General features: G+C 51.8%; 16 protein-coding genes. 13 read left to right on the top strand and 3 right to left on the bottom strand.

All coding sequences use genetic code 11. The annotated features are described in order from the left end of the window. Positions 1-116 precede the first annotated feature (116 nt). The gene (locus tag ACJJIF_RS11610; RefSeq protein WP_444928511.1) at positions 117-1,613 is read right to left on the bottom strand and encodes a dipeptidase; all 1,497 of its coding nucleotides are present in this window, start codon (positions 1,611-1,613) and stop codon (positions 117-119) included. 162 nt (positions 1,614-1,775) lie between these two features. Here ACJJIF_RS11610 and ACJJIF_RS11615 point away from each other — a divergent pair, with 162 nt between their 5' ends. The 6 genes from ACJJIF_RS11615 (at position 1,776) to ACJJIF_RS11640 (ending at position 11,393) form a co-directional block, all read left to right on the top strand. Continuing rightward, entirely contained in the window at positions 1,776-2,444 is a 669-nt protein-coding gene (locus ACJJIF_RS11615; RefSeq protein WP_444928512.1) for a hypothetical protein, read from the top strand. A 133-nt stretch (positions 2,445-2,577) separates the two neighbouring features. Further along, the gene (locus ACJJIF_RS11620; protein ID WP_444928513.1) at positions 2,578-3,183 is read left to right on the top strand and encodes a cytochrome b; all 606 of its coding nucleotides are present in this window, start codon (positions 2,578-2,580) and stop codon (positions 3,181-3,183) included. A 12-nt stretch (positions 3,184-3,195) separates the two neighbouring features. Beyond that, positions 3,196-3,759 carry a YceI family protein gene (locus tag ACJJIF_RS11625; RefSeq protein ID WP_444928514.1) on the top strand — a complete coding sequence of 188 codons (564 nt, stop codon included), beginning with the start codon at positions 3,196-3,198 and terminating at the stop codon, positions 3,757-3,759. Positions 3,760-5,051: 1,292 nt separating this feature from the next. Then, entirely contained in the window at positions 5,052-6,026 is a 975-nt protein-coding gene (locus ACJJIF_RS11630) for an FHA domain-containing protein (RefSeq protein WP_444928515.1), read from the top strand. Between the two features lie 102 nt (positions 6,027-6,128). Further along, positions 6,129-8,714, top strand: a complete 2,586-nt coding sequence (locus ACJJIF_RS11635; protein WP_444928516.1) for a protein kinase domain-containing protein — start codon at positions 6,129-6,131, stop codon at positions 8,712-8,714. A gap of 126 nt (positions 8,715-8,840) precedes the next feature. Continuing rightward, complete coding sequence (locus ACJJIF_RS11640) at positions 8,841-11,393, top strand: protein kinase domain-containing protein (protein WP_444928517.1); 2,553 nt, start codon at positions 8,841-8,843, stop codon at positions 11,391-11,393. A 4-nt stretch (positions 11,394-11,397) separates the two neighbouring features. Here ACJJIF_RS11640 and ACJJIF_RS11645 read toward each other — a convergent pair whose 3' ends face one another. Continuing rightward, the gene (locus ACJJIF_RS11645) at positions 11,398-11,898 is read right to left on the bottom strand and encodes a hypothetical protein (protein WP_444928518.1); all 501 of its coding nucleotides are present in this window, start codon (positions 11,896-11,898) and stop codon (positions 11,398-11,400) included. Between the two features lie 538 nt (positions 11,899-12,436). Between ACJJIF_RS11645 and ACJJIF_RS11650 the strand changes: the two genes are divergently transcribed. The 6 genes from ACJJIF_RS11650 (at position 12,437) to ACJJIF_RS11675 (ending at position 19,765) form a co-directional block, all read left to right on the top strand. After that, entirely contained in the window at positions 12,437-14,218 is a 1,782-nt protein-coding gene (locus ACJJIF_RS11650) for a trans-sulfuration enzyme family protein (protein WP_444928519.1), read from the top strand. A 111-nt stretch (positions 14,219-14,329) separates the two neighbouring features. Continuing rightward, positions 14,330-15,628 carry a S1C family serine protease gene (locus ACJJIF_RS11655; RefSeq protein WP_444928520.1) on the top strand — a complete coding sequence of 433 codons (1,299 nt, stop codon included), beginning with the start codon at positions 14,330-14,332 and terminating at the stop codon, positions 15,626-15,628. Further along, positions 15,619-16,659 (top strand): FHA domain-containing protein, encoded by a 1,041-nt coding sequence (locus tag ACJJIF_RS11660; RefSeq protein WP_444928521.1) that lies wholly within the window; start codon positions 15,619-15,621, stop codon positions 16,657-16,659. The genes ACJJIF_RS11655 and ACJJIF_RS11660 overlap by 10 nt, the downstream gene beginning before the upstream one ends. Then, positions 16,656-17,729: a histidinol-phosphate transaminase gene (hisC, locus tag ACJJIF_RS11665; protein ID WP_444928522.1), complete on the top strand. Its 1,074-nt coding sequence runs from the start codon at positions 16,656-16,658 to the stop codon at positions 17,727-17,729. The genes ACJJIF_RS11660 and hisC overlap by 4 nt, the downstream gene beginning before the upstream one ends. Before the next feature lie 76 nt (positions 17,730-17,805). Continuing rightward, positions 17,806-18,747 carry a penicillin-insensitive murein endopeptidase gene (gene mepA, locus ACJJIF_RS11670; RefSeq protein WP_444928523.1) on the top strand — a complete coding sequence of 314 codons (942 nt, stop codon included), beginning with the start codon at positions 17,806-17,808 and terminating at the stop codon, positions 18,745-18,747. A 4-nt stretch (positions 18,748-18,751) separates the two neighbouring features. Then, complete coding sequence (locus ACJJIF_RS11675) at positions 18,752-19,765, top strand: D-alanine--D-alanine ligase (protein ID WP_444928524.1); 1,014 nt, start codon at positions 18,752-18,754, stop codon at positions 19,763-19,765. A gap of 48 nt (positions 19,766-19,813) precedes the next feature. Here the strand turns inward: ACJJIF_RS11675 and ACJJIF_RS11680 are convergent, their stop codons facing one another. Continuing rightward, positions 19,814-20,383, bottom strand: coding sequence for an HNH endonuclease (locus tag ACJJIF_RS11680; RefSeq protein ID WP_444928525.1), 570 nt, complete (start codon positions 20,381-20,383; stop codon positions 19,814-19,816). Between the two features lie 802 nt (positions 20,384-21,185). Between ACJJIF_RS11680 and ACJJIF_RS11685 the strand changes: the two genes are divergently transcribed. Then, positions 21,186-22,661: a PQQ-dependent sugar dehydrogenase gene (locus ACJJIF_RS11685; RefSeq protein ID WP_444928526.1), complete on the top strand. Its 1,476-nt coding sequence runs from the start codon at positions 21,186-21,188 to the stop codon at positions 22,659-22,661. Positions 22,662-22,737 lie beyond the last annotated feature (76 nt).

The raw sequence follows: 22,737 nt of genomic DNA on the forward strand, positions 1-22,737 counted from the left end.
GTACTCAGGAGCAAAATACAGACCTGAGCCCTCCCATTTATTGTTGTGTTATAGAGGAGTTTACCCGATACGAAATCCAGCAAACTCCCCCGATCGCACTATATCTGTAATACGACCTATAAGTTACCGATCTCAATCAGCATCGCGGTATACATTCTTAAATTCATGCGAAACTGATCAACGCTGATAAATTCATGCTCAGAATGCCCGGTATAGGGTTTACCTGGCATTGAGGGACCAAAGCTTACCGCATTGGGTAGCAGTTTGGCATTCGTTGAACCGCCAATTGAAACCGGCTGCGCCTCTTCAATACCGCTAAAGTGACGAAATACATCCAACAATGGCTCCACATGGGGGGCATTATCAACTCGATAGGGCGTCCCCAGGGTAACTTTGGTCTCGCCCAATGCGACTCCCCGACGCCCCTGCCAGCGCTCCAGTGCCGAGTGTATTTCCCTCTCCAACTGATCCGCACTCTTTCCTGTGGGGCGGCGCAAATTCAAAAAGCTGGTCAGCCCCTGCTCACCGTCCTTGACCATAGTCACGGCTGCCGTCATCGGCCCCATAAAGTCATCGGTGTAAGCGATATTGCCAAACCTTTCGGCATAAATGCCGGTACCCACTAAGTCATTCAGGTAGTGAACAAGGGTTCCAGATTGATTCAGTGGCCAGTTATGGCCTCTCAAAATATCGGCCAGGTAGGCAATCGCATTCACGCCATGCTCGGGCTCGGAGCTGTGAGTTGCCCGACCTTTGGCAGTAATTTGATAGCCATTTTCAACAGCGACGAACTCAAATTCGAGTTCCCGGTGCTTTTCAGCGCGGGCGCGTATCGCTGTTATCTGAGCTTCTTTGGGGTTAACAAGCGTGACCTGAGCATGATCCGGCACTTGGCTTCGGAAGTAGCCGCCACTAAAGCCCTCCAAGTAGGGGCCGCTATAAGATGGCGGCAATTCGCTGTTTGCCGTCACCTGTATCTCGCTCCACCCTTTTTCGGCAATGACCACCGGGTAGCTGGCATCAATGGTGATGTTGTAATCGGGTATCGGGTAGGTCTTTAAGAAGGTTTTAAAGGGCGTCCAGTCTGATTCCTCAGCCAAGTAAATCAATAGCTCAACCCGGCGCTTCATTGACACCTGCTGGTCTTTGATCGCCTTCATCGCATAGAGCGCTGTCGCGATGGGTCCCTTGTCGTCCTCGCTGCCCCGGGCGATCAACTTGCCGGGCTCACTCTTCCGATCCAGTACGAATGGGCTCATCTGCCACTTTTGCGGATTGGCCGGCTGTACGTCCCCGTGAGTCACAATACCCACCTTATCATCGCCCTCGCCTAAAGCGACAACAAGAACATAACCGTGGTCTTGGTATTCCAGCCCAAGTTCCCGGGCTTTCGCTTTTAAAGCTCGCTTAAACTCGGTAAAGGCCCGATTATCTGCCAGGGGCACACCTTCGCGCGCGACAGTTTCAAACTGAACCAGCTGCGCCAGTGTATCGGTCATCGCGCCTTCATATTTTTCGACCGCGTAGTCCGCAGTTTTCTGTGCGACAGGGGAGATATCAGCACACACCTGTACAGATAAAAACAGTGACAAAAAACCAGCAAATAGCCTCATGCTCGGCAGCCTTCGATAGGAAAAGTGCCATTCTACCCCTCTTGCAGTCTTGAATTGTCAACTTTTGCCCCCGGCATAGCAAAGGCACAATACTGACGGGGGTGGCGGCAAGCCCTGCTAAACTAGGAACTCCAGGTCGTAAAATTGCGCCGGGAGAGCAGAATGGGAATTCCAGGTAATAAGCAACATTTCCACCGCAAACAGTGGCTCAGTGTACAGCAGGCCGTTGCCCACTTGAGCGCCCTGTCCGAAGAGCCGCTTACCAGTGCGCATCTCGCAGACCTCGCCGATGAGCAGCGCCTCGATCTCTACTGGTACCGCCCCGGACAAAAACTCTCCCTGGAAAACCGCAGGGAAACCCGGGAGCTGCTCGAACCCGTAAAGCTCTGCTATGAAAGCGCCAGTAGCTGGCACGCTATTGTGGATATTTTGCGGAACAACCCAGCACTGCCCGCCTATGAGCAGGATACCCCCCTGCTTGAGGATGCCGGTGGCAACCGATTGCGTATCACCTTCGACTACCCTCAGCGGCCTGAGCCTTTTAGCAGCCGCTGGTACCCTACCTATGCCGAGTTAATGCTCAGGCGCAACGATCTGGAGCGGCTGGAGCCCCAGCTGTTTACCAGCCAGGGAAGCGAGATGGGGTTTGAGCGAGAGACCTTACTGAAGGTCATCTGGCAGCTGGAGCAGCTGGCCCTTGAGCATGAACAGCACTCCACCGGTTGGCTGGCAGACCAACTGGCGCAGCGCTCGGCCTCTCTGGACCGCCTGTCTTGTGAGCGCATCCTCCAGGCAGCGGAGCGCCAGGGCTCTCCGGGACATCAAATATAAACTGCCACTCCCTCCGCTATCTTTGATTCTTTTCCCATACTCAGGAACTCCCCATTGGTGCCAGGGCCCAAAGGCTGTACCCTAGCAGCACCTGGCAAACCCAAGTGCGACGCATTACCAATAGGAGAGAGACGTGCAGGCCAAAAACAGCTCCTCAAGCTACGGCTGGGTAGCCATCACCCTCCACTGGATAATGGCCCCTGCGATCATCGGGACCTTTATTCTCGGCTGGTGGATGCGCCAGCTGTCCTACTACGATCCCTGGTACCGCCAAGCCCCAGAAATCCATAAAGGGGTAGGGGTTATCCTATTTGCACTGCTGGCCTTCAGGCTAGTTTGGCGTTTTGCCAACCCATCTCCAGCGGCCAGCCCGAAAACCCCGGGCTGGCAGAAACTCGCGGCCAGCGCCACACATGGGTTGATTTATTTACTACTGCTGGCAATCATGGTTTCCGGCTATCTGATTTCTACTGCCGATGGCCGCCCGATCGAGGTCTTCGGTATAGCGAGCATCCCCGCAACCCTACAGGGGCTGCCCAATCAGGAAGACATTGCGGGATCTATTCACGAAATCCTCGCCTGGGGGCTTATTGGGCTCGTAGTGCTGCATATCCTGGCGGCCCTCAAACACCACTTTATCGACCGCGATGCCACACTGCGCAGAATCCTGGGTATCCGTGCAAAAGACCCAGCAAACGATCATTCACACCTACAAAGCACACTCTCAACCACTAAATAAGGAAAAAGCGATATGAAGAAGCTCTCTGTATTTCTGATTGCAGCCCTGATGGGGACTGTAGCTCAAGCAGCGGAATACAAGATCGATACCAAAGGGGCTCACGCCTTTGTGCAGTTCCGTATCAAACACCTGGGATACAGCTGGCTGTATGGTCGCTTCGATGACTTTAGCGGCTCCTTCTCTTACGATGAAAAGCAGCCAGAAAAATCCTCCATCAATGTCAATATTGATGTAACCAGCTTGAACAGTAACCACGCTGAGCGAGATAAGCACCTGCGCAGCGATGACTTCCTCGACACTGCCAAGTTCCCCACTGCCACCTTCAAGAGCACCAGCTTTGAACCCCTGCAAGACGGCAAGGCCCGCCTCAATGGCGAGCTGACTCTGCGCGGTATCACCAAGCCGATCACCATTGATGTGACCAATATCGGTGGCGGTAAAGATCCCTGGGGCGGTTACCGCCAGGGCTTCAGCGGCACTACCGAGTTTGAGCTGAAAGAATTCGGCATCAAGTCCCTGGGCCCGGCCTCGCAAAAAGTTGAGATGATTCTGGATATCGAAGGTATCCGCATCTAAACGCGAAAGCACTGCCCTTCTGAGCCCGGGCACACCAACCGGGCTCTCTTACACCTCAGCCGTATCCGACAAACTTTCAATACCTCACCAAAACAACTCTGCCCCCTGTAGCCCTGCCTGCAATAGCCATAGCAAATATCTGCCGAACCAGTAGGTAAATAGATAGCACCTGTCGACTCTAGTCACAGCTATAAACGCCGAGCGCCGCTGAGTAAATAAAGTACCTAATCAAGTGGACAGATTTGGAAACTCAAGGGCCTGTAGTAAAGGGAACTGTACGGGGGAGATACAATCCACCAATTAAGCTTTAAAAGTTTGTAACCGCTAACTTCCAAAGGTTAAGAGTAGCGCATAAGTCACACTGCAAACTGTCGTTACCAAAGTAAAACCATACAAAGGCTTTAGCCCCAGCCATTCATACCAGTCCAGTCATTGAGGAAAACGACATACCGCACCTATCGCTCAGTTCATCGAATCGATTCCACAAGGCAACCAGTAAAATAGCTACACGGCAACCCAGGCGAAGGCTCTACAAACACTCCCATATGGGGTGAAAAATAAAATTTTCACCAAACCTTTCACAGCAGACTTAAGCGCCGTTAATTGCGGATTCCTTAGCGATAAAATGTCACCTAAATAAATTGTGCAAATGGTACGTGAAAGCAAATACAGCAGCTCAAGCTATTGGACAATGACAAACAACTGGTTAAAAGTGCCAACCTGGTAATAAATAATGGACTTTCTTTTTACAATTGAGGCTGACTTTCAATAAAAGTTAACCCCCTCCCAGCCAAGGGAGGAGTAAAAGTCGGCCTAGTAAAGGTGCATAATAATGAAATATATTGCGTCACCGCTGACACAAGAAAGGGTAATCGACAAACACTCTCACCAGTATTAAGCCAGCAAGCAGGTAACAGGGAAGATAAAAATCTTAACCGGTTCACACCTAACCGCAAGAAAAGGAGCTCGAGATTTTTGACGGCGGCATAGCTTTTCAGCGAAAATAGAAACAATCATCGATATTTATGCCGTTCCCTCTATAAGCAGAGACAGATATAAAGGGAAGGTAACAAAAGAAAAATCTTTTAGTGACTTAACCGCTCAATACCGGAGCCCCCTCTGAGACTGGCAACAAGGCAACGCCGCGCCCCGGTAATCGGCTCGCCCAGTAACTGGTTTCTCAAGCAGTGGGAAGCTGTCGCCGCGAATGGTAGTAAACTAGCACTCCGAATTGAGTAGGGTTTGTCACAATCAGGCCAGCATTGGATTGGCCAAGGCAGAAGGGTAGGAATATGGCTTGCTTACAGCATCCGGATAGGGATCAACCAGTTTATTTAATGGCGCACCATACCATTGGGCGCCGGCAGGGTGCTGTGGATACCCGAATCACCAGCGCTGAAATATCCGGAATACATGCCGCTGTGCAATGGACCGGGACACACTGGAACCTTCGCGACCTGAGCCGCAATGGCACCTGGCTAAATGGCCAACAGCTGGTACCGGCGAAAAGTTATCCACTGCAAACCGGTGACAAAATCGCTTTTGGACGGGCGAACAATCCCGCCTGGATTGTTGAGAACCTCGACGCGCCAGAGAACCTGCTGATCGATATTCACTCAGGGGAAGCCCAAGCGCTAGAGCAATACCACCTGCTCCCGGACGAAAATGAACCCCTCGCCAGCTTGCAGTACAGCCCCCTGACCGGGCAATGGCTGTACGAGTTCACCGGTCCCTCGGCCGAGGATGGTGATAAGACCCTGATCAACCATGGTGATCGCATCGATTGTGGCTTGCACAGCTGGCAGCTCTTCCTCGCGGATAACCAAGGCGCAACGAAAGAGCTGTCTCTGCAACAGCTGTCTATTGTCGACTTTGAGCTGAAATTCTCGGTGAGCTCCCACGAGGAACATGTACAGCTACAACTGCAACGGGAGGGGATGCAGCAATCCCTGCCCGCGAGGATACACAACTACCTGCTGCTCTACCTGGCCCGCGCCCGCGTACAGGACCAGCAAAAGGGCACAGATCCAGACTCCCAGGGCTGGGTTTCGATTCAGGTGGCCACCCACGAACTGGGTATCACCGTAAACCACCTGAACACGCAGATTTTCCGCGCGCGCAAGCAAATCTCGGAATCCCTGCCCGATGCTGTAGACACTTCAAACCTGGTTGAGCGCCGCTCCTGGGAGATCCGTTTAGGTTGCCCCATATTTGAAATTTACAAAGGCGCCCAGCTGGAAGCTAAAACCCAACTCGAAGAGGCCTAATACCACACTGGAGCGATCACTACAGTGATACGCAGGCCCCAAGTATATGAGAACGCTGCCAAGGAGGGCGGAGAACACAAGTAGAGCTACGCAACAAAATCCATGACTTCAGAGCAATTGCCGTTTTATATAGGCCGATACAAGGTAATAGGACACCTTGGCTCTGGGGGCATGGGTATTGTCTTTTTGGCACGGGACGAGCAACTTAACCGCCCTGTGGCCATTAAACGCCTCCTATGCAATAGCAAGAACGCCTCCACCTCACAGAGAATCCGCCAAGAGGCTCTTTTACTCGCACAACTCAATCACAGTAATATTGTTCAGGTTTACGATGTGGTTGAGTGCGAGGGCAATATGGCCCTGGTAATGGAGTACGTCGAAGGGCGCTCGCTTGGTATTTGGTCGCGGGAGTTTAATCCCAATCTATACCAAAAAATCCAGCTGCTGCGGCAAATCAGTGCGGGGCTCGCCAGCGCCCATAGAGCCGGTATTATCCATCGCGACCTGAAAGCCGATAATATTTTGGTCGATGGCAACAATATTGCCAAGATCGCAGATTTCGGTATCGCTAAAAACTGGATAGACCCCCACGACCTCACCAGGGAAGAGCAGATTTCTGGCAGTTGCTGCGCCATGTCTCCTGAACAAGCTCAGGGCAAAACACTCGACAATCGCTCCGACTTATTTGCTTTTGGCATGCTCGCCTACACCCTACTGTGCGGCCAGCCCCCTTTTGGTAGCCACGAAAGCGTTTTCGTGATTGTCGACCGTATTATCAATAGCCCCCACCTGCCGGCAAAACGGCTGAACCCTGAACTGCCAGCGGCAATCAGTAAGCTACTGGACAAGCTCCTGGCTAAAAAGCCAGAAAAACGGCCGATCAGCGCCAGCGCGGTTAGCGAGGAATTCGGGTGCTTACTGGCCCAACTGTCTCCCCAGCAACTCCCATCTGAAACCTGTGCCACCACCGTCACTACTGAAGAGTTGCACTTATATCAGAAGAGAAAATCCCGAGCCCGCAACCTCATAGTTGGAGCCTCCCTGGCAGTCTGCATAGTGGCCCTCATTGCGATTAGCTTTGCTTTCCATAGGCTCACACTTTCCCCGCCAACTGAACAGAAGAGTCAATATATCGGCATTATCGAGCCCAACTTTTCAAGCCTGCAAAGCAAAGAAGAACTGTTACTGGCCAGCAATTTAATGGGCGCGGTAAAACAGGACCTGTCCCGCAGAGCGGGCTTGTTACTGGTACCCACTGCTGAATCAGCGCTGTTGGGCAATACCTCACTCAAAGAACAGGCCCGCGCGCTAGATGCCCAGCTACTGCTCAAGGCGTCACTTACCTGCCAACAACTTTTATGTGATGCGTCACTGGAATTGATTGATACAGAGAAGCTTGCCGTCATTGCCAGTCAGAATACGCAGCTGGAACTGAACTCCCCATTGGAAAGCCGAGCGCGAATTATGCAGCAGCTTAACTTTCTGATGCCTTCACATCCCAGCAAGGGACAACATTCCCGCAATAAAATTAGCCAGCGGGACTATGCCGCCTATTTGCAGGTTATGGAACAGCGCCACAATGAAGCCAACGTAAGTAAGCATATACAAACCGTTGAGCGGCTTCTCAGCAAGAATGCCTACTTTGCACCTTACTATGAACTGCTTTGTGATCTGGTAATGATCCAGCAATACCATTACCGGACCACAGACTCGCTAGACCGCTTTAAAGAGCTTCTGGATAAGGTCCCCAGTGAAATTTCTGAGGACCCAAGTATTCTTATCGCCCAAATGCGCCTGGCAATCTATCTGGCCGACGCCAGTAGAATTGAACATTTATTAAACAAACTGCAATTTAGCTTGCCGGACCAGGCCCACTACTACTACTTGCGAGCGAGTGCCAACTTACGCCTGGAACAGTACCAGCCAGCCCTACAAGCCATTGATCGCGCCCTGCAACTGCGCACCAGCCCCACATACCTTCGGCAAAAAGCCCGGATACTCTCACAAATTGGCGATATGGAAGGGGCAAAGCCGTATTTGCTCCAGGCTATAGCACTGAATAAAAATTATACCGATGCCGTATCCCTACTGGCGGCCAATGAGCTAGATCAGGGAAACCCGAAAGCCACCATTCAATGGTTAGGCAAACTCGGTATCGAAAACCTAGGTACGCAAGATACGTTCAATTTATGCCTAGCCTTTTATATTGAACATCTCCTGACCGATAGTAGCGAGTGCCTCAACCAAGTAGTTGAAGAAAGCCCGCAGGATACAGATGCATTCCTTCTGCTCGCAGAAATAGCACGGACCCAAAATGACCACCCAAGAGCACAAAAGCTTGCGCAACATGCGCTGAAGCTTACCGATAAACAAACAGACTGGAGTGGATTGCTACTACGCGCCAAAGCCCATACAGAGTTGGGACACCACGATCTGGCCATGGAGAGCCTGCTAAAGGTCAAGCGATCTGCCCCGGATAACATCTATGTGAATTTTACCCAGGCACAGATTTACCTGGCGAGCGGCGATACCTTCTCCGCTAAAGCGCATATACGCAAAGCGCTCAAATTGGGACTTCACCCAGTCTGGTTCACCACCACTGGCTTTGAAGACCTTTGTATGAGTCCTGAATTTAGTGACTTACGTTACAGTCACCCTTTATTATGCTCCAGTAGGCTTGACACCTAATAGAGCAAAAACAATTCAAACAGTATGGAATAACGTGAACCATTTCCCTTTACAAGGCGACAGATGCCTTCACGAAATTGTACTATCAGGTAAAATCCCCCATCCATCCGAGAAGAATAGAATACAATGGACGTAGTTGCGTTGGAGAAAGCTGAGGAATATCAAGGCCGTTATCGGGTTGAGCGCACCCTGGGTGCAGGTGGGATGGGGGTCGTTTACCTGGCCGAGGATATCAAACTCCGACGAAAAGTTGCCATAAAACGCCTCCGCTCCGACTTGAGCGGTAACTCTGCTGAGGCCCGCTTCCGCAGTGAAGCTGAACTACTGGCCCGCTTGAATCACCCCAATATTGTGCGTCTGTACGATGTGATTGAGGAAGAGAATGGCATAGCTCTCGTAATGGAGCTGGTTGAAGGTGTTACTCTTAAGGAGTGGCTGCGCGAAAATGACGCAACTCTGGCAGAGAAACTCGACTTACTGATGCAGATCTGTCTGGGACTTAGCAAGGCCCACTCTCTTGGTATTATTCACCGTGATCTAAAACTAGAGAATATCCTTGTCACCACTGATGGTGTAGCGAAGATTACCGACTTCGGTATTGCCAAGGCCCTGGATTGCGACCAGCAATTAACTCGCGAGGACCATATTGCGGGAAGCATCCAAGCTATGTCCCCAGAGCAAGTGCAAGGTGCAACCCTGGATGCCCGCAGTGACCTTTTCAGCTTTGGCTGCATTGCCTATGAACTACTCTGCGGTAACAAACCCTTTGAGCGAGGCGAACTAAACGCACTGGCCTTTGCCCAGCAAATCTGTAATACCGCGCATATACCACCACAAACCCAGTGGCCTGAAATCCCGAAGCCACTGATAGCTCTACTGGACAGGTTGCTGAGCAAGCAGCCTAGTCAGCGCCCGGATTCAGCCCAACACGTTTATGAAGCCCTGTCCCTAGTCCGCCATCACGGTATTGATGCATCCACTCAACAGTACTCTGAAACTGTGACCCAGCTGCTAATCAAGCCGCGCAAGAAACGCAGCCGCCTTGCTCTATTAATGACTGGGTTCGCTATTATTGGCGCTGCCGCTGTTTGGGGCTGGCAAACTTACTCTCAACTCCCCCCCAAGTATATAGCTGTACTTCCAGTTGAAGTTAGAGGGGAGGCAACTGATCAGGTTGAGGACACGCTGATAACGGCGATGGTGCGCCAGGCGCTTATGAGTTCCGCAAGCCACCTTAAATCTAGTGCTTTAGTCAGTATAGATTGGAGAAGACAAACTAACTTAGAGGAGTACTTGCGAGTTTCGCGTGACAGCGGTATTACTGATGCCCTAGCAGCACGTTTGGACTGTGCACAGCAGCGCTGTAATATTGAGATACAGCTAATTAACCCGACAGATAAGCAAGTAAAAAAACAAATATCTTTTGTTTTCCTGCCTTACCAACACAGGCAGGAGTCCCAATATTCTATTCGGGATAGCGCAATAGATTTATTTTCAAGCAAATACCATAAAGAATCTGGTCTCGAAACCCGAATGACGCCAGAAGATTACAATCATTATCTTGATATTGCCTATAGGTCCATCAAAATATCACCAGAAATCGCAGATTTAGAAGCAACTAAGAACCTGATCGGTAAATATCCAAAAAACTCAAACCTATACTCTCTACATGCACACATCGCTACCACTCTATACTTAATAAAAAACGATGCTAGCTTGTTAACTTCCGCACTTGGAATTCTGGCTGGTGCCGAGGCTTCCGGTGCGGATAAGACAGCTATTTTAGAAGCACAGCTGTACATAAAGTCCACCAGTTCAGATAAAGAGGGGTTCGAGGCCTTACTGAAGAAACTACAGGCAAAAGGGTACCCGTCAGCACATTTGCTCGCAGAGTACGCCAGATTTCATTACACCCAAGCAGATTATGCGCAAGGTCTATTCTATGCTGAACAAGCTGCGGACCTAACCCCCTCGACACGAAACTTGTACCTAGTTGTCATAAACCAAGTACGACTGAACAATTATGATGCTGCCCGTATTACCATACATAAGCTTCTTAAGATCAATCCCGAATTCTGGTCAGCCTACTCTATACTTGCCGTAATTGAGCTAGAACAAGGCAATCTTGAACTTGCGAAAAAAGTTACCCTTAAAATCCCTGAGAAGTTTCGCAGTATAACCACAGAGAGCAACCTGGGGGCTATCTACTTCCTACAGGGGGACTATACTGGGGCACTGAAGCAACAGGAAAAAGTGCTATCTATTTCACCAAATAGCTTCCGCGCACTTTATCAAAGCGCGGAATCCCTGCAAATGCTCGGAAAGCATGAGTTGGCAGAAAAAAAATATGAACAGATTTTACAGCTCACCTCTGATACTACAAGCTTGAGCCTACGTAGATATCGAGCGATTGCATTAGCCAATTTAAAGCAACCCGCCGAGGCCATTTCAATCTTAAATCGCTTACTCAAGGAAACCCCGGAAGATACCGATATAAAATATGCTGCCGCACTGATTTATACCCTCTCCGAAGAGTGGCGGTCAGCAAATTATTATAGCGAAGAGCTGATAGCTCAGGGGATGGGAGTAGAGTGGTTTGCTTTACCGGCATTCAAAAAGCTCTGTTCCCAACCCCAAACCTCTGAGCAAGTATTACAAACTATCTGTAAAGAGCCCTAATCTATCACACATTGTCAAGGTTAACTGGATAGGGGTCAATTCCCACTTCAGGATCACCAGAGACAAAATGCACACCGGTTTCCGCATCTACACACATCCACAGGAAAGAGAAGTTATCGGGAATATCTTCTCTATCCTTAACCTTAATTATCAACTTAGTGTATTCACCGTCCACTGCCTGAGCGCGCGCACGGAACTGGTGGCGAAAATCCGGGCTCAGGGCAATAAGACCATCTAGCTTTTGGTTCTGGCGATAACGAACAAACTCCAACTCGCGGCCAGGCACCTGTGACAGATCCAGAGTTACCTCCAGAGTCAATACTGCGCCCCTGTGGATTTTGAAGTGCATATTACCGAAATGCTCTTCCGGGTTATCTGCATTAAACAAAGGCCAATACTGGGGCTCTCCATCTTCTTGCTCTTTAGGCTGAAGAACCAAATCCAGCTTTAATCCTTCTTCCGGCACCTTCAGTTCAAGTACAGGTAAGTCAGCACAATTGACCATATTTCCATCCCCCCTCTAAAAATTTGTTATATGGTGTCACCAAAAGACGTTTTTTCTCGAGTAAAATACGTCTGTGACCGCGTCATCATATCCGCTTTAATTCCTAAAAAAAGCCGGCAGTAATAAGACTGCCGGCCCGAAATGATGGTCCCAACCATCGACGGTTACAACAACACTATCAAGAGCAAAATTTGGCATCCATGCCCGGACAAGCTCATCCAAGAGAATCGGCTAAGACTCTGCACCTGCCGCTTCCAGCTCGACCGTTCAGCTTGCGCTGAATCCCTCACCCCTTCATATCCAAAAACTACAAAGGAACATAAATTTATCCGAAGTATGTTGCGGGGGCTGCCCTTCCATGGCGAGGTCACTGTTTCCACAATCACCTGTACCCCCTCAACTGGACGCTACTTTACCGATTCAGGAATTACAGGTCGATCACGCGTAATTACAGCCAATTTCGCGCCAAGTGTTTTACACGCCGCATAGGGCTGTTAGAGTCACCATATAACAAAAAACATCACCTAGTGAGGACACCATGGAAGCAAACCTTGAAGATGTAAAAATTCTCTCTCCCCGCCGCAACAGCACCGAAGCAAAAAATATAAAAGAGTTGGCGCGGGAACAATTGCAGCACTTTTGTATTGATAGAACCTCGGAACACGGCAAACTGTTAGAGCAAACCGCCACCCTACTTTACCAGGCGCAGGGAAATTTGAGCCAGCTGTGGAGCCAGGTAACCGACACCCTCCAGCGCCTGGATAAATCCGATAAGATTGCCTATTTCAATGCCAAGCGTTTTATGAGTTTTCAGCTGGCAAAATTATTGGATACGCTACAAAACCCATTGCGCGCCAGCTTTCAAAGCTTGCAGGGGGATGACTTCAATATCACTACACGGGGTGGTTACCCCCTGTTCGATAATATTCCGGCTATTTTTTCTGCAACTCCGGTAATTGCCCGTACTGCCACCTATATCTATGCCTGCACCGAGTGGGTGGATGATGCCTTCCGCGGCCGGGAGCCGAGCCACGATATTTATTCACGCCTACTCAACCCCACCTCCATCTCCCTGGCCAATGCCATTGTCGATTTGGAGTGTGGTCCTGAAGCCAGTGAATATATGGCCTGGAATTTTAATTCCGGTATGGCTGCAATCGACGCACTCCTGTCAAATCAACTGCGCCACGGGGATATCTTGATTGTTTCCAGAAATATCTATGGCGGCACGCACCAGCTGTTACAGGATTTCTACGCGCGCAAAGACAAGTTGTCGATCAAACTGGCCTGGTTTGATGGCAGTACCGCTGAGGAGTTCAAAAAGCTACTTGCGGACACCCAACAAACCTATACCAATGCCATCAACGCCGGGGCAAAAATACATGTGTATATTGAATCGCCATGTAACCCCCACGGGATCATGTTGGATGTGCCGGCTATCTGTAAAACTGCGCACCGGGAAAATATTCTGGTAAGCCTGGATGCCACCCTGGCAACTCCCTTCCTATACCAGCCTCTACGCCGCAAAGACAGAGCCGAGAGACCGGATTTTGTTGTCCATTCCTACACCAAGGATATCGGCGGCACCGGTGCCGCCACTGCCGGTGTGGTTATCGGCGAGAACCACCGTATGTTTATCCCCAAAGGCGACCGCGCAAAGGGCCTGAATTGGGATCAGTGCATGTTCTGGGATGTCTATTACATCAAGGGGGCCTTCCTGGATGCCGACAAGGCCTGGGAAGTCCACTGCGGTATGCGCACCCTGGAGATGCGTATGCTCACCAAGTGTATTAACACTTTGAGTCTTAGCCACTTCTTCGCCAGCCACAGCAAGATTCGCGTCAACAGCCACGCGGTGAAGACGCACCCCAACTCCGGGCTGCGGGAATCACTGATGCGCTATCAGCTTCCCACACCACTGTTCAGTATTGATATGGAAGCTGCACAAATTCCCACCGAGGCTTTTAAGAGTTTCTTTGACGCGCTAGAGCCCGCTTTCGGGCAGATGGTGAGCTTGGGCCAGACCAATACCATGGTGCTCTGCCCCGCCCTGACATCGCATTCAGAACTCTCCCCGGAGGCGATGGAAGCAGCGGGTATATTCCCAACCACCATTCGTATTTCTATCGGCGATGAGAATATGGCACAGATGGCCGCCCATATAATCAGCTGCGCACGCCTGCACCTCGACCCCGTTAGCCCCGGCTTTAGCCAGGGCTTTATCGCCCCAGAAGAAGCCGACAAACTCTTCACCCGCTTCTATCTTGAATCGCATCAAAAAATGATAGAAAACCAACCAAAAATCGTCGACTACCTCTAGTTGTCTAAAATAAGCCCATCACCGCTAGGCTGAAGCCGGTGATGGGCGCTTGTTGCTCTATCTTAGATCCCGTAGTATCACCCTTCCTGTCCACAATTTAATCAATACAAAATGCCGAAACTTTCCCCGTGGCTGTTCGCCTGGATTCTGTGCTGCTTATCCACTGCTGCAATGGCGCAAGGCTATGAGAAGCTCTACAGTGAATATCGCGGCAGCCTCTATCAAATTCAGCTGATTGAAAAATCCTCCAATTCAAAAGCCGGCCTGGGCTCGGGTTTTCAAATCTCCTCCGATGGACTTATCGCCACCAATTACCACGTGGTGGCCCAGGCGGTTAGCGAGCCCGACGAGTACTCCCTGGAATATCTCGCCGTTAACGGCACCCGCGGGCAATTAACCTTGCTGGATATTGACGTAGTTAATGACCTGGCGTTGCTGCGCCAGGAAAAACCCGGAAACGAATACCTGCAATTGGCGACGGACACCCCCAAAAAAGGGGAGACCATTGTCTCTCTGGGCAACCCACTGGACCTGGGCATGACTCTGATCCCCGGGACCTATAACGGCATCGCCGGCGGCAGCCTCTACGATCGCATTCACTTTGCCGGCTCTATCAACCCCGGTATGAGCGGTGGCCCCACCATCAATACCCGGGGGCAGGTAGTCGGTATTAATGTAGCGACTGCCGGCAACCAGGTCAGCTTCCTGGTACCAGTAGATAAGCTGTCGACACTGTTGAAGCACTACCGCGCGGAAGGTGGCCCGCTCAACTTAAAGCAGGTGACTTATCAACAGCTACTGGATAATCAGCAGCGAATAATCGATTCAATACTCAGGGCCGACTGGCAGCGCCGCGCCCTCGGTGAAGCTCAGGTCGTCGGTGAAATAATTCCGGCGATTAAATGCTGGGGAAATACCCTGGATAACGAAGCCAACCCGATCAAGCGAATTGATAAAGGCTGCACCGGACAGGATGTGATTTTTATGTCCGACGACTTCAACACTGGAAGGGTCGAGTATGAATTTTTCTGGCTGCAAGCCGAGGACCTTTTGCCTGCACGTTTTTATGCCGAATATGCCGGGCAGATGGACTCTTTCTACCCGGGCAACAGCGCCGGCGAGGAGGACGTAACCAATTTCCGCTGCCAGCAGGGCTTTACCTCCCAGGAGCGCGGCGGGCAAACCCCGCTGTCCAAGCCAGATCGCAATCGCGAGCCCCTGATTGCACGCACCAGCTATTGTGTCAGGCGCTACAAAGATTTTCCTGACCTCTACGATATTTTCTTTCTGAGCCTCAGTGTGGATCAGAAAAATCGCGCGCTGGTCAGTCACTTTACCCTGTCCGGCTTTACCCAGGAGTCCGCCGACGCCTTTACCCAGAAGTTCACAAGCGAGATCCAATGGCCCTGATTATTGAAGAACTCAATCGCGCCCACCGGGTGCAGCTGCGCTACCGAATGGACGGGGACAAATTTACCCTGGGCCGCGCTTACGATAACGATGCAATCCTGGAGGACATCCACTCCGATGCCCACCATGCCGAGATCAAACGGGAAGAGGATGGCCGGTACGTCTTGCGCGACCTCAATTCGGTCAACGGCTGCCAGCTGTTGGGAAACCTGAAAGACAAGTCAGTTAAACCCGATAGCATCGCTCAACACCGAATCTCCTCCGGTGATCTGTTGCAGTGTGGCAAGTCCCGCTTCCGAATTTTTCATACGGATGAACCGGTGCCCGAAGCCACCCCGCTCCACTCTCTGGAGAACTTGTTTTCCAGCTTGTCTCACCCCCTGGGGGCTATTCTGCTGCTGCTGTGCTTCGGCTTCGCCAGCGTGCTGATGAGTTATCTCGGTTACGCGCGTAGCTATCAATGGACCATCGCCGTCAATATTCTCTCCACCGCCATTATTGGTATGGTGATTTACGCCGGGGTCTGGGCATTTATCGGCAGAGTGGTCCGGCACGAAACCCACTTTTTTACCCACCTGTCTATCGCGGTCATAGGCGCACTCACTTACACCTTTTGGGAGTGGTTGAGGGGGGTGATCAATTACAATTTTGCCGTCGGCACCGGTATCCAGGTTATGGACTTCCTGATACTCGCTATCATATTGCCGTCTATGCTCTGGTCCGCCTGCTACTTGGCCACCAACCTGGCCAGGGGCTGGCGTTGGACGGTAGCACTGACACTGCCCCTCGCTTTTTTGACCCTGGGACTGGCGGAAAGCGTTAGTAATATGGACGAATTCAGCGAAGTTCCATCGATATCCACTGCACTGAAATACGATAATATGCTGTTCCGTAAGCCTATTCCCATGCAGGAATTTATTGGGAATTCGGCCGATCTGTTTGATATCCCCATTGAGAAAAAAGAAACGGAAGAGAGCGCTGAGGGCTCCTCCAGTGCCAACCCAAGTAGTACCGCAGAGGTAGAATTATGAGCAAGATTTATTGGAGCCCCGGGCTCGATCAGCTGGAGCCCTATACCCCTGGGGAGCAGCCAAAGAGTGACACCCTGATAAAGCTCAATACCAATGAGAACCCCTACCCCGCTTCTCCCCAGGCCTTGGGACTCTTGGAGCAGCATGACTTTGCCGATGCGCTGCGCCGCTACCCCGATCCGGAGTCCTGTGAGCTGCGCCGCGCTATTGCCGACAAGCACAACCTCTCTGCCGAGCAGGTCTTTGTGGGCAATGGCTCCGATGAAGTACTGGCCCTGAGTTTTTACAGTTTTTTCCGCCGCAGTGAGCCCCTGCTCTTTCCGGATATCACCTACAGTTTCTACCCGGTCTATTGCCAGCTCTTCAATATCAACAGCCGCACTATCCCCCTGCGCAGTGATTTCTCGGTTCAGCTTGAGGACTATGCGGCCCCCGCAGCGGGCGTCATTATTCCCAATCCCAATGCTCCCACAGGGCGATACCTGCCTCTAGAGCAAATTGAGCAGCTTTTGCACTCACAGCCCGAAAGAGTGGTCGTTATCGATGAGGCCTATATCGATTTTGGCGGCCAGAGCGCAACGGCACTGATCGATCGCTACCCCAACTTGCTGGTGATCCACACACTGTCAAAATCCTATGCCCTGGCGGGGCTGCGCCTGGGCTTTGCCATGGGGCAAAAGCACCTGATCGAGGGGCTGCTGAGAGCTAAAAACTCCTTTAACTCCTACCCCATTGATGCGATAGCCCAGCGAGTCGCCACAGCGGCGATCCGCGATACCGCCTGGCACAGTGACAATTGCGGCAAGGTCATCGCCACCCGCCAGCGCAGTGAGCGGGCGCTTACAGACCTGGGGTTTGAAGTGATCCCCTCACAGGCCAATTTTCTCCTGGCCAAGCCCCCGGAGCCCGGCGCGGAAGCCCTGTACCTGGCGCTGCGCCAGCGCAATATTCTGGTACGCTATTTCAACAAACCGCGCATCAGTGAATACTTGCGTATCTCTATCGGCACCGATGAAGAAATGGAGCAGCTGATACGGAACTGTAAAGAGATACTTGCGTCACAGAGCTAGTACTCTGTCTGTCTATACTCGTCGGGCGCCACTTCTGGTGGCCCGACAACTGTGACTTATTGGTATCCAGGGACCCATGCACCCGACATCGCAACATTCAGTATCCACAACCGAAGCCGCTACTCGCCCCAGGGCGGGATTTATCTGGCACTTAACCCACACTCTGCTTCTCACCTCTGCGCTGGTTAGCGGCACAGTCAGCGCCAACGACTGGGATAGGGTCGAGGGCCCCAGTGCGCAGACGCCCTCCAGTATCGGCACCTACACCAACGGCTGCCTCAGTGGCGGGGAGACCCTGCCACTCCGGGGAGAGGGCTATCAATTAGTGAGAACCGGCCGCGACCGGCATTTTGCCCACCCGCAAACGATTACTTTCCTGAAAGAATTTTCCCACAACGTGGCGCAGAAAGATCTGGGCAGAATTCAGATCGGCGATATGTCCATGGCTCGGGGCGGCCCTTTCGGCAATGGTGGACATAGCAGTCACCAAACCGGCCTGGACGTGGATATCTGGTATTCCCAGGATCGCCGCGCCGCAGAGCGCCCACTCACCTCTTGGGAGCGCGATAATATTTCTGCCGTCGCCCTGGCCGATGAGCGCAAACACCGCTTAATCCCAGAAAACTGGGACAACCGGGTGCCCAAAATTCTGCGTCTGGCCGCAGAAGACCAGCGGGTCGAAAGAATTTTTGTACACCCCACCATCAAGCGCCACCTGTGTGAAATATCCGGCGAGGATAACGAGTGGCTGCGCAAGGTGCGCCCCTGGTGGGGACACAACTACCATTTTCATGTGCGCCTGGCCTGCCCGGAGGGCAGCGGCAACTGTAAACCGCAGGCGCCGGTGAGCACTGCAGCCTGTGGCAGCGACTTGGACTGGTGGTTTAGCGATGACTTCTATGCAATGCTCAATGGCACTAAACCCAAGCCCCAAAAGAAAAAGCCGAAACCAAAGACCATGCCGCAGCTGTGTGAGCAGGTTTTAATCGCACCCTCGGCAGGCACTACCACGGAATAATTTTATGATTAACACCTTGCTTATCTGCGGCGGTGGCGGCAGCGAGCACGACGTATCCCTGCGAACCGCTGATTTTATCGAGGATAAATTATCAGCGGCAGAGGACATTGCCCTCTTGCGAGTGGAGATGGATAGCAATGGCTGTCTCACCGACAGTCAGGGCCGGGTTTACCATATTTTTTACGATCGCAAAATCCGCGATGAAGAGGGTAACGCCTGGGAGGTAGACTATGTCATCCCCGCAATTCACGGTTACCCCGGGGAAACTGGCGATTTGCAGTCGCAATTGGAGATGTTCGGTATCCCCTATTTCGGCTCTGCGCCTGAATCCAGCAAAATCTGCTTTAACAAGATAAAAACTAAACTGTGGCTCAGCGCCCTCGGCATTGAAAACACTCCTTACGAGTTTTTACACAGCCTTGAAGTCGAGGAACTGCAAAAAGCCCACAGCGCCCTGGAAAATTGGGGTGAAGTATTTGTGAAGGCCTCCAACCAGGGGTCTTCCGTTGGCTGCTTTAGGGTCAGTGACAAAGAGGAGCTGGAGGCTGCGATCGAAGACGCCTTTAAACTCTCCCCTTACGTACTGATAGAAAAAGCGCTGAAAGCCAGGGAGCTGGAAGTGGCGGTTTACCACTATGACGATGATGTCGTCGCAACTCATCCGGGAGAAGTGCGTGCGCCATCGGATACTTTTTATACCTATAAGGAAAAGTATGCCGAGGGCAGCCGCGCGGTTACTTTTATCGAAGCGGCAGATCTGCACGAAGAGCAGCTACAGTGGATTGCCGAAGTTTCCCTGCGCACTTTTAAAGCGCTAAAGCTCAAGGATTTATCCCGCATCGACTTTTTCCTGACAGAGAGCGGTGAGCTCTACCTCAACGAAGTAAACACCTTCCCCGGTATGACCCCCAACTCCATGTTCCCCAAAATGATGGAAAATCGCGGGCATAATTTCACTGAGTACCTGACCGGACTGATCCGCTCTGCGGTATCTTCATCTAACGAAGATAAGGAATAAAAAGGGGCCTCGCGCCCCTTTTCTTTTTGCATATTTAGATTCGACAGACTAGTGCAGCAACCACCCCTGTTGGCGCCGCCGCGAAAACTGACCGCGTAAAAATTCCATTTGATCGCCGCGAATCCGCTCACTGTTAATCAGCGCGAGGTATTCGGCGGCATTGGGGCAGAAGGGCAAAGCCAACAACTCCATATCGAGATTTTGTAATAATTGATTGCCTTTATGCTGGTTACAGCGCCGGCAAGCCGCAACCACATTTTCCCAGGAATCCACCCCACCTCTAGACACTGGGATAACATGATCCCGCGTCAAATCCACACTCTTAAAGTTATTGCCGCAATAAAGACAGGTGTGGGAATCGCGAAAGAAAAGCGCCCGATTTGTCAGGGGGGGGCGCCGGCGCGGGCGGGCCATACGCGCGCCACCACAGGCGATAATCGCGGCCAGATCCAGGCTGGAGCGGTCGCCGTAGCGATTAAAGCCCCCGCGCACCCGCTGGACAATCCCCCCCAGAGACCAGGTAACCAGCTCGCGTACGTACAGGCAGGATGCCTCTTGCCAACTCAACCACTCCAGCGGTTGCCCCGCCAGATTTAAACGCAAAATTCTCGCATGCATAACCTCGCCTCCCCACAATCGAATAGAACAAGGCAGCCCCGGAACTGCTTCCGTTTGATCACAAAGGTTTTTATTGAAAATACAAAAGAAGCTTTGGAGTGACAGCTCGAAAAGGCTGGATGAAAAAGAGGGTCGCGATTCTCAGCTTGGCAAAAACCGCCCACTTTCAACAACAAAAAATCGCTCACAGACAGCAAGAGCTTGTCCGAAAGTTTTTTAACCAACGAAAATACAGGTGCCCACAAGTGCAAATTAGCCTTGGAAGATACGGGCACTTCTGCTGGTAGATTACGGAATGCGCTACCCTCCGCCGGCCCATTGATAATTTGACCGGTCTGTCAACATTAAAGCGGATAACTATTACAAATTCCAGACAGCCACAGCCCGTTGGTGGAATATCAGCAAATTTATGCAAGAAGGTGTAAATTGTGGGAAGTGTTGCCGCTGGCAACTGACAGACTAAAGCAGAATGTAAAACACCGCCCGGGCAATCCGGCCCGGGCGGTGCGTCTCACAGGATGGTGCCCATATCCCTAGGGCGAGCGGCGCAGTCCATTTATCCATTGCCGCAGTAGTGCAGTCCCTTTTGCGTCCCTGCAAGTTAATTATGGACATCAGGAGAGAAAAAAGTAGGGGCAATCTGCTGAATTTCGTGTAAGAGATATCTCACAAACTGGGTTAGCTGTTACAAAAGGGAGGGAAGGCAGGAAATTAATCCCGCGTTAACTATAGGGATAAACAGATAAGCGCGGCAACTATAAACATCTCGCTTTCAAGTTCAATCAATACCATGAAGAAAACGTTGAAATATACGCTAATATTTTTTATTGCCCTGGCGGCGGTGCTTTCCGCCGCCTTAGCCGCCTGCAACTCCGGTATCAGCGTACCCTGGCGCCAACTGCTCGGTGGCGTTAAAACAACAGAAAAAGAAGTCGCAGGTCGACTAAGCGCAGCGGACGGCTATTCAGTACAGTTATTTGCCGGAAATGTTGCCGGCGCGCGCTGGCTCAGTGTGACTCGAAGCGGAGATATTATCGTCTCACAGCCCAAACTGGGCCAAGTTTCCCTTTTATTCAAAGACCGAAATGGCGATGGCCACAGCGACGGACAAAAAGTTCTGCTTGATAAATTGCAACGGCCCCACGGCTTATTACTGCACGATAACTGGTTATATATTGCCGAGAGCGACGCCATTGGACGGGTAGCATTTGATCACTCCGACGGGCGGCTGGCCGGGCGCTACCAGCGAATTCTCGAAAACCTTGGGGACGACGGACACTGGACCAAGACCATTGCTATGAGTCCAGATGGGTGGCTATTTCTCAGCAGTGGTTCCAGCTGCAATATTTGCAGGGAAAAAGATCCTCGCCGCGCCAGTATCATGAGAATGAAACCAAACGGACATAATCTTGAAATATATGCCACCGGTCTGCGCAACAGTGTGGGCTTCGATTGGTCGCCAAAAGATGGCGGACTCTACGCCACAGACAATGGCCGCGACTGGCTCGGCGACAAACTGCCGCCGGATGAGCTCAACCTGATTCGCCAGGGACAATTTTACGGGTGGCCCTACGCCTACGGTAACCGGATTCCCGATCCGGAATTCAGCGCAGAGGCAAGCCCTAAGATCCAGCAAAAAATTGCCGACTCAATTCCCCCCGTACACGAATTTCCCGCTCATAATGCCCCGCTCGGTATTCGCTTTCTGCGCAGTGCAGAGCAGCCCCCAGACTATCGCAATGCCGCTCTGGTCGCCCTGCACGGCTCCTGGAACCGCAGCGTGAAAGACGGCTACAAAATCGTTTCCTTGCACTGGGGAGACAACGGAGAAATTCGGCAGCGGGATTTCCTGTGGGGATTTCTCAGCGAGGATCGCCAGGCAGTATACGGACGCCCTGTCGCTATCGCCGAAGACAATCGGGGGAATATCTATATTTCCGATGACTACGCCGGTGCGATTTATCGCGTCCGCCAGGGAGCCCCTCGCCAAACGGTATTGGCTGCACGGCAGGCGCCTCTACAAAAAATAACGACGGCTGCCGCAATCTCCACTAATGCGGCTACAGTGCAACTGGGTGCACAACTCTATCGGGCCCACGATTGCGCCCACTGTCATCAGGCCCAGTTTCCCCTGCGCAATCTATCGACTAAATACACGGCGCAGGGCCTGGCCGACTACTTCGACGCCCCCACACCTCCGATGCCGAACTACAACTTTACGCAGGTACAGAAAAAAGCCCTGGCGCACTACTTATTGTCCCGGCAGGCAAACCGTTAGGCGCGGTCCCCCCAACCGGTACCCCCATAGAATTGACCCCCGCAGCGCCAGCCGCTAAGGTTGCCCGGCAATTATG

This window comes from Microbulbifer regidiadema (SeqCode) (genome assembly GCF_052467605.1).

Excerpts from the sequence above, each read along its gene's own strand:
- ACJJIF_RS11610 (WP_444928511.1), bottom strand. The coding sequence starts at position 1,613 with ATGAGGCTATTTGCTGGTTTTTTGTCACTGTTTTTATCTGTACAGGTG.
- ACJJIF_RS11615 (WP_444928512.1), top strand. The coding sequence starts at position 1,776 with ATGGGAATTCCAGGTAATAAGCAACATTTCCACCGCAAACAGTGGCTC.
- ACJJIF_RS11625 (WP_444928514.1), top strand. The coding sequence starts at position 3,196 with ATGAAGAAGCTCTCTGTATTTCTGATTGCAGCCCTGATGGGGACTGTA.
- ACJJIF_RS11630 (WP_444928515.1), top strand. The coding sequence starts at position 5,052 with ATGGCTTGCTTACAGCATCCGGATAGGGATCAACCAGTTTATTTAATG.
- ACJJIF_RS11635 (WP_444928516.1), top strand. The coding sequence starts at position 6,129 with ATGACTTCAGAGCAATTGCCGTTTTATATAGGCCGATACAAGGTAATA.
- ACJJIF_RS11640 (WP_444928517.1), top strand. The coding sequence starts at position 8,841 with ATGGACGTAGTTGCGTTGGAGAAAGCTGAGGAATATCAAGGCCGTTAT.
- ACJJIF_RS11645 (WP_444928518.1), bottom strand. The coding sequence starts at position 11,898 with ATGGTCAATTGTGCTGACTTACCTGTACTTGAACTGAAGGTGCCGGAA.
- ACJJIF_RS11650 (WP_444928519.1), top strand. The coding sequence starts at position 12,437 with ATGGAAGCAAACCTTGAAGATGTAAAAATTCTCTCTCCCCGCCGCAAC.
- ACJJIF_RS11655 (WP_444928520.1), top strand. The coding sequence starts at position 14,330 with ATGCCGAAACTTTCCCCGTGGCTGTTCGCCTGGATTCTGTGCTGCTTA.
- ACJJIF_RS11660 (WP_444928521.1), top strand. The coding sequence starts at position 15,619 with ATGGCCCTGATTATTGAAGAACTCAATCGCGCCCACCGGGTGCAGCTG.
- hisC (WP_444928522.1), top strand. The coding sequence starts at position 16,656 with ATGAGCAAGATTTATTGGAGCCCCGGGCTCGATCAGCTGGAGCCCTAT.
- mepA (WP_444928523.1), top strand. The coding sequence starts at position 17,806 with ATGCACCCGACATCGCAACATTCAGTATCCACAACCGAAGCCGCTACT.
- ACJJIF_RS11675 (WP_444928524.1), top strand. The coding sequence starts at position 18,752 with ATGATTAACACCTTGCTTATCTGCGGCGGTGGCGGCAGCGAGCACGAC.
- ACJJIF_RS11680 (WP_444928525.1), bottom strand. The coding sequence starts at position 20,383 with ATGCATGCGAGAATTTTGCGTTTAAATCTGGCGGGGCAACCGCTGGAG.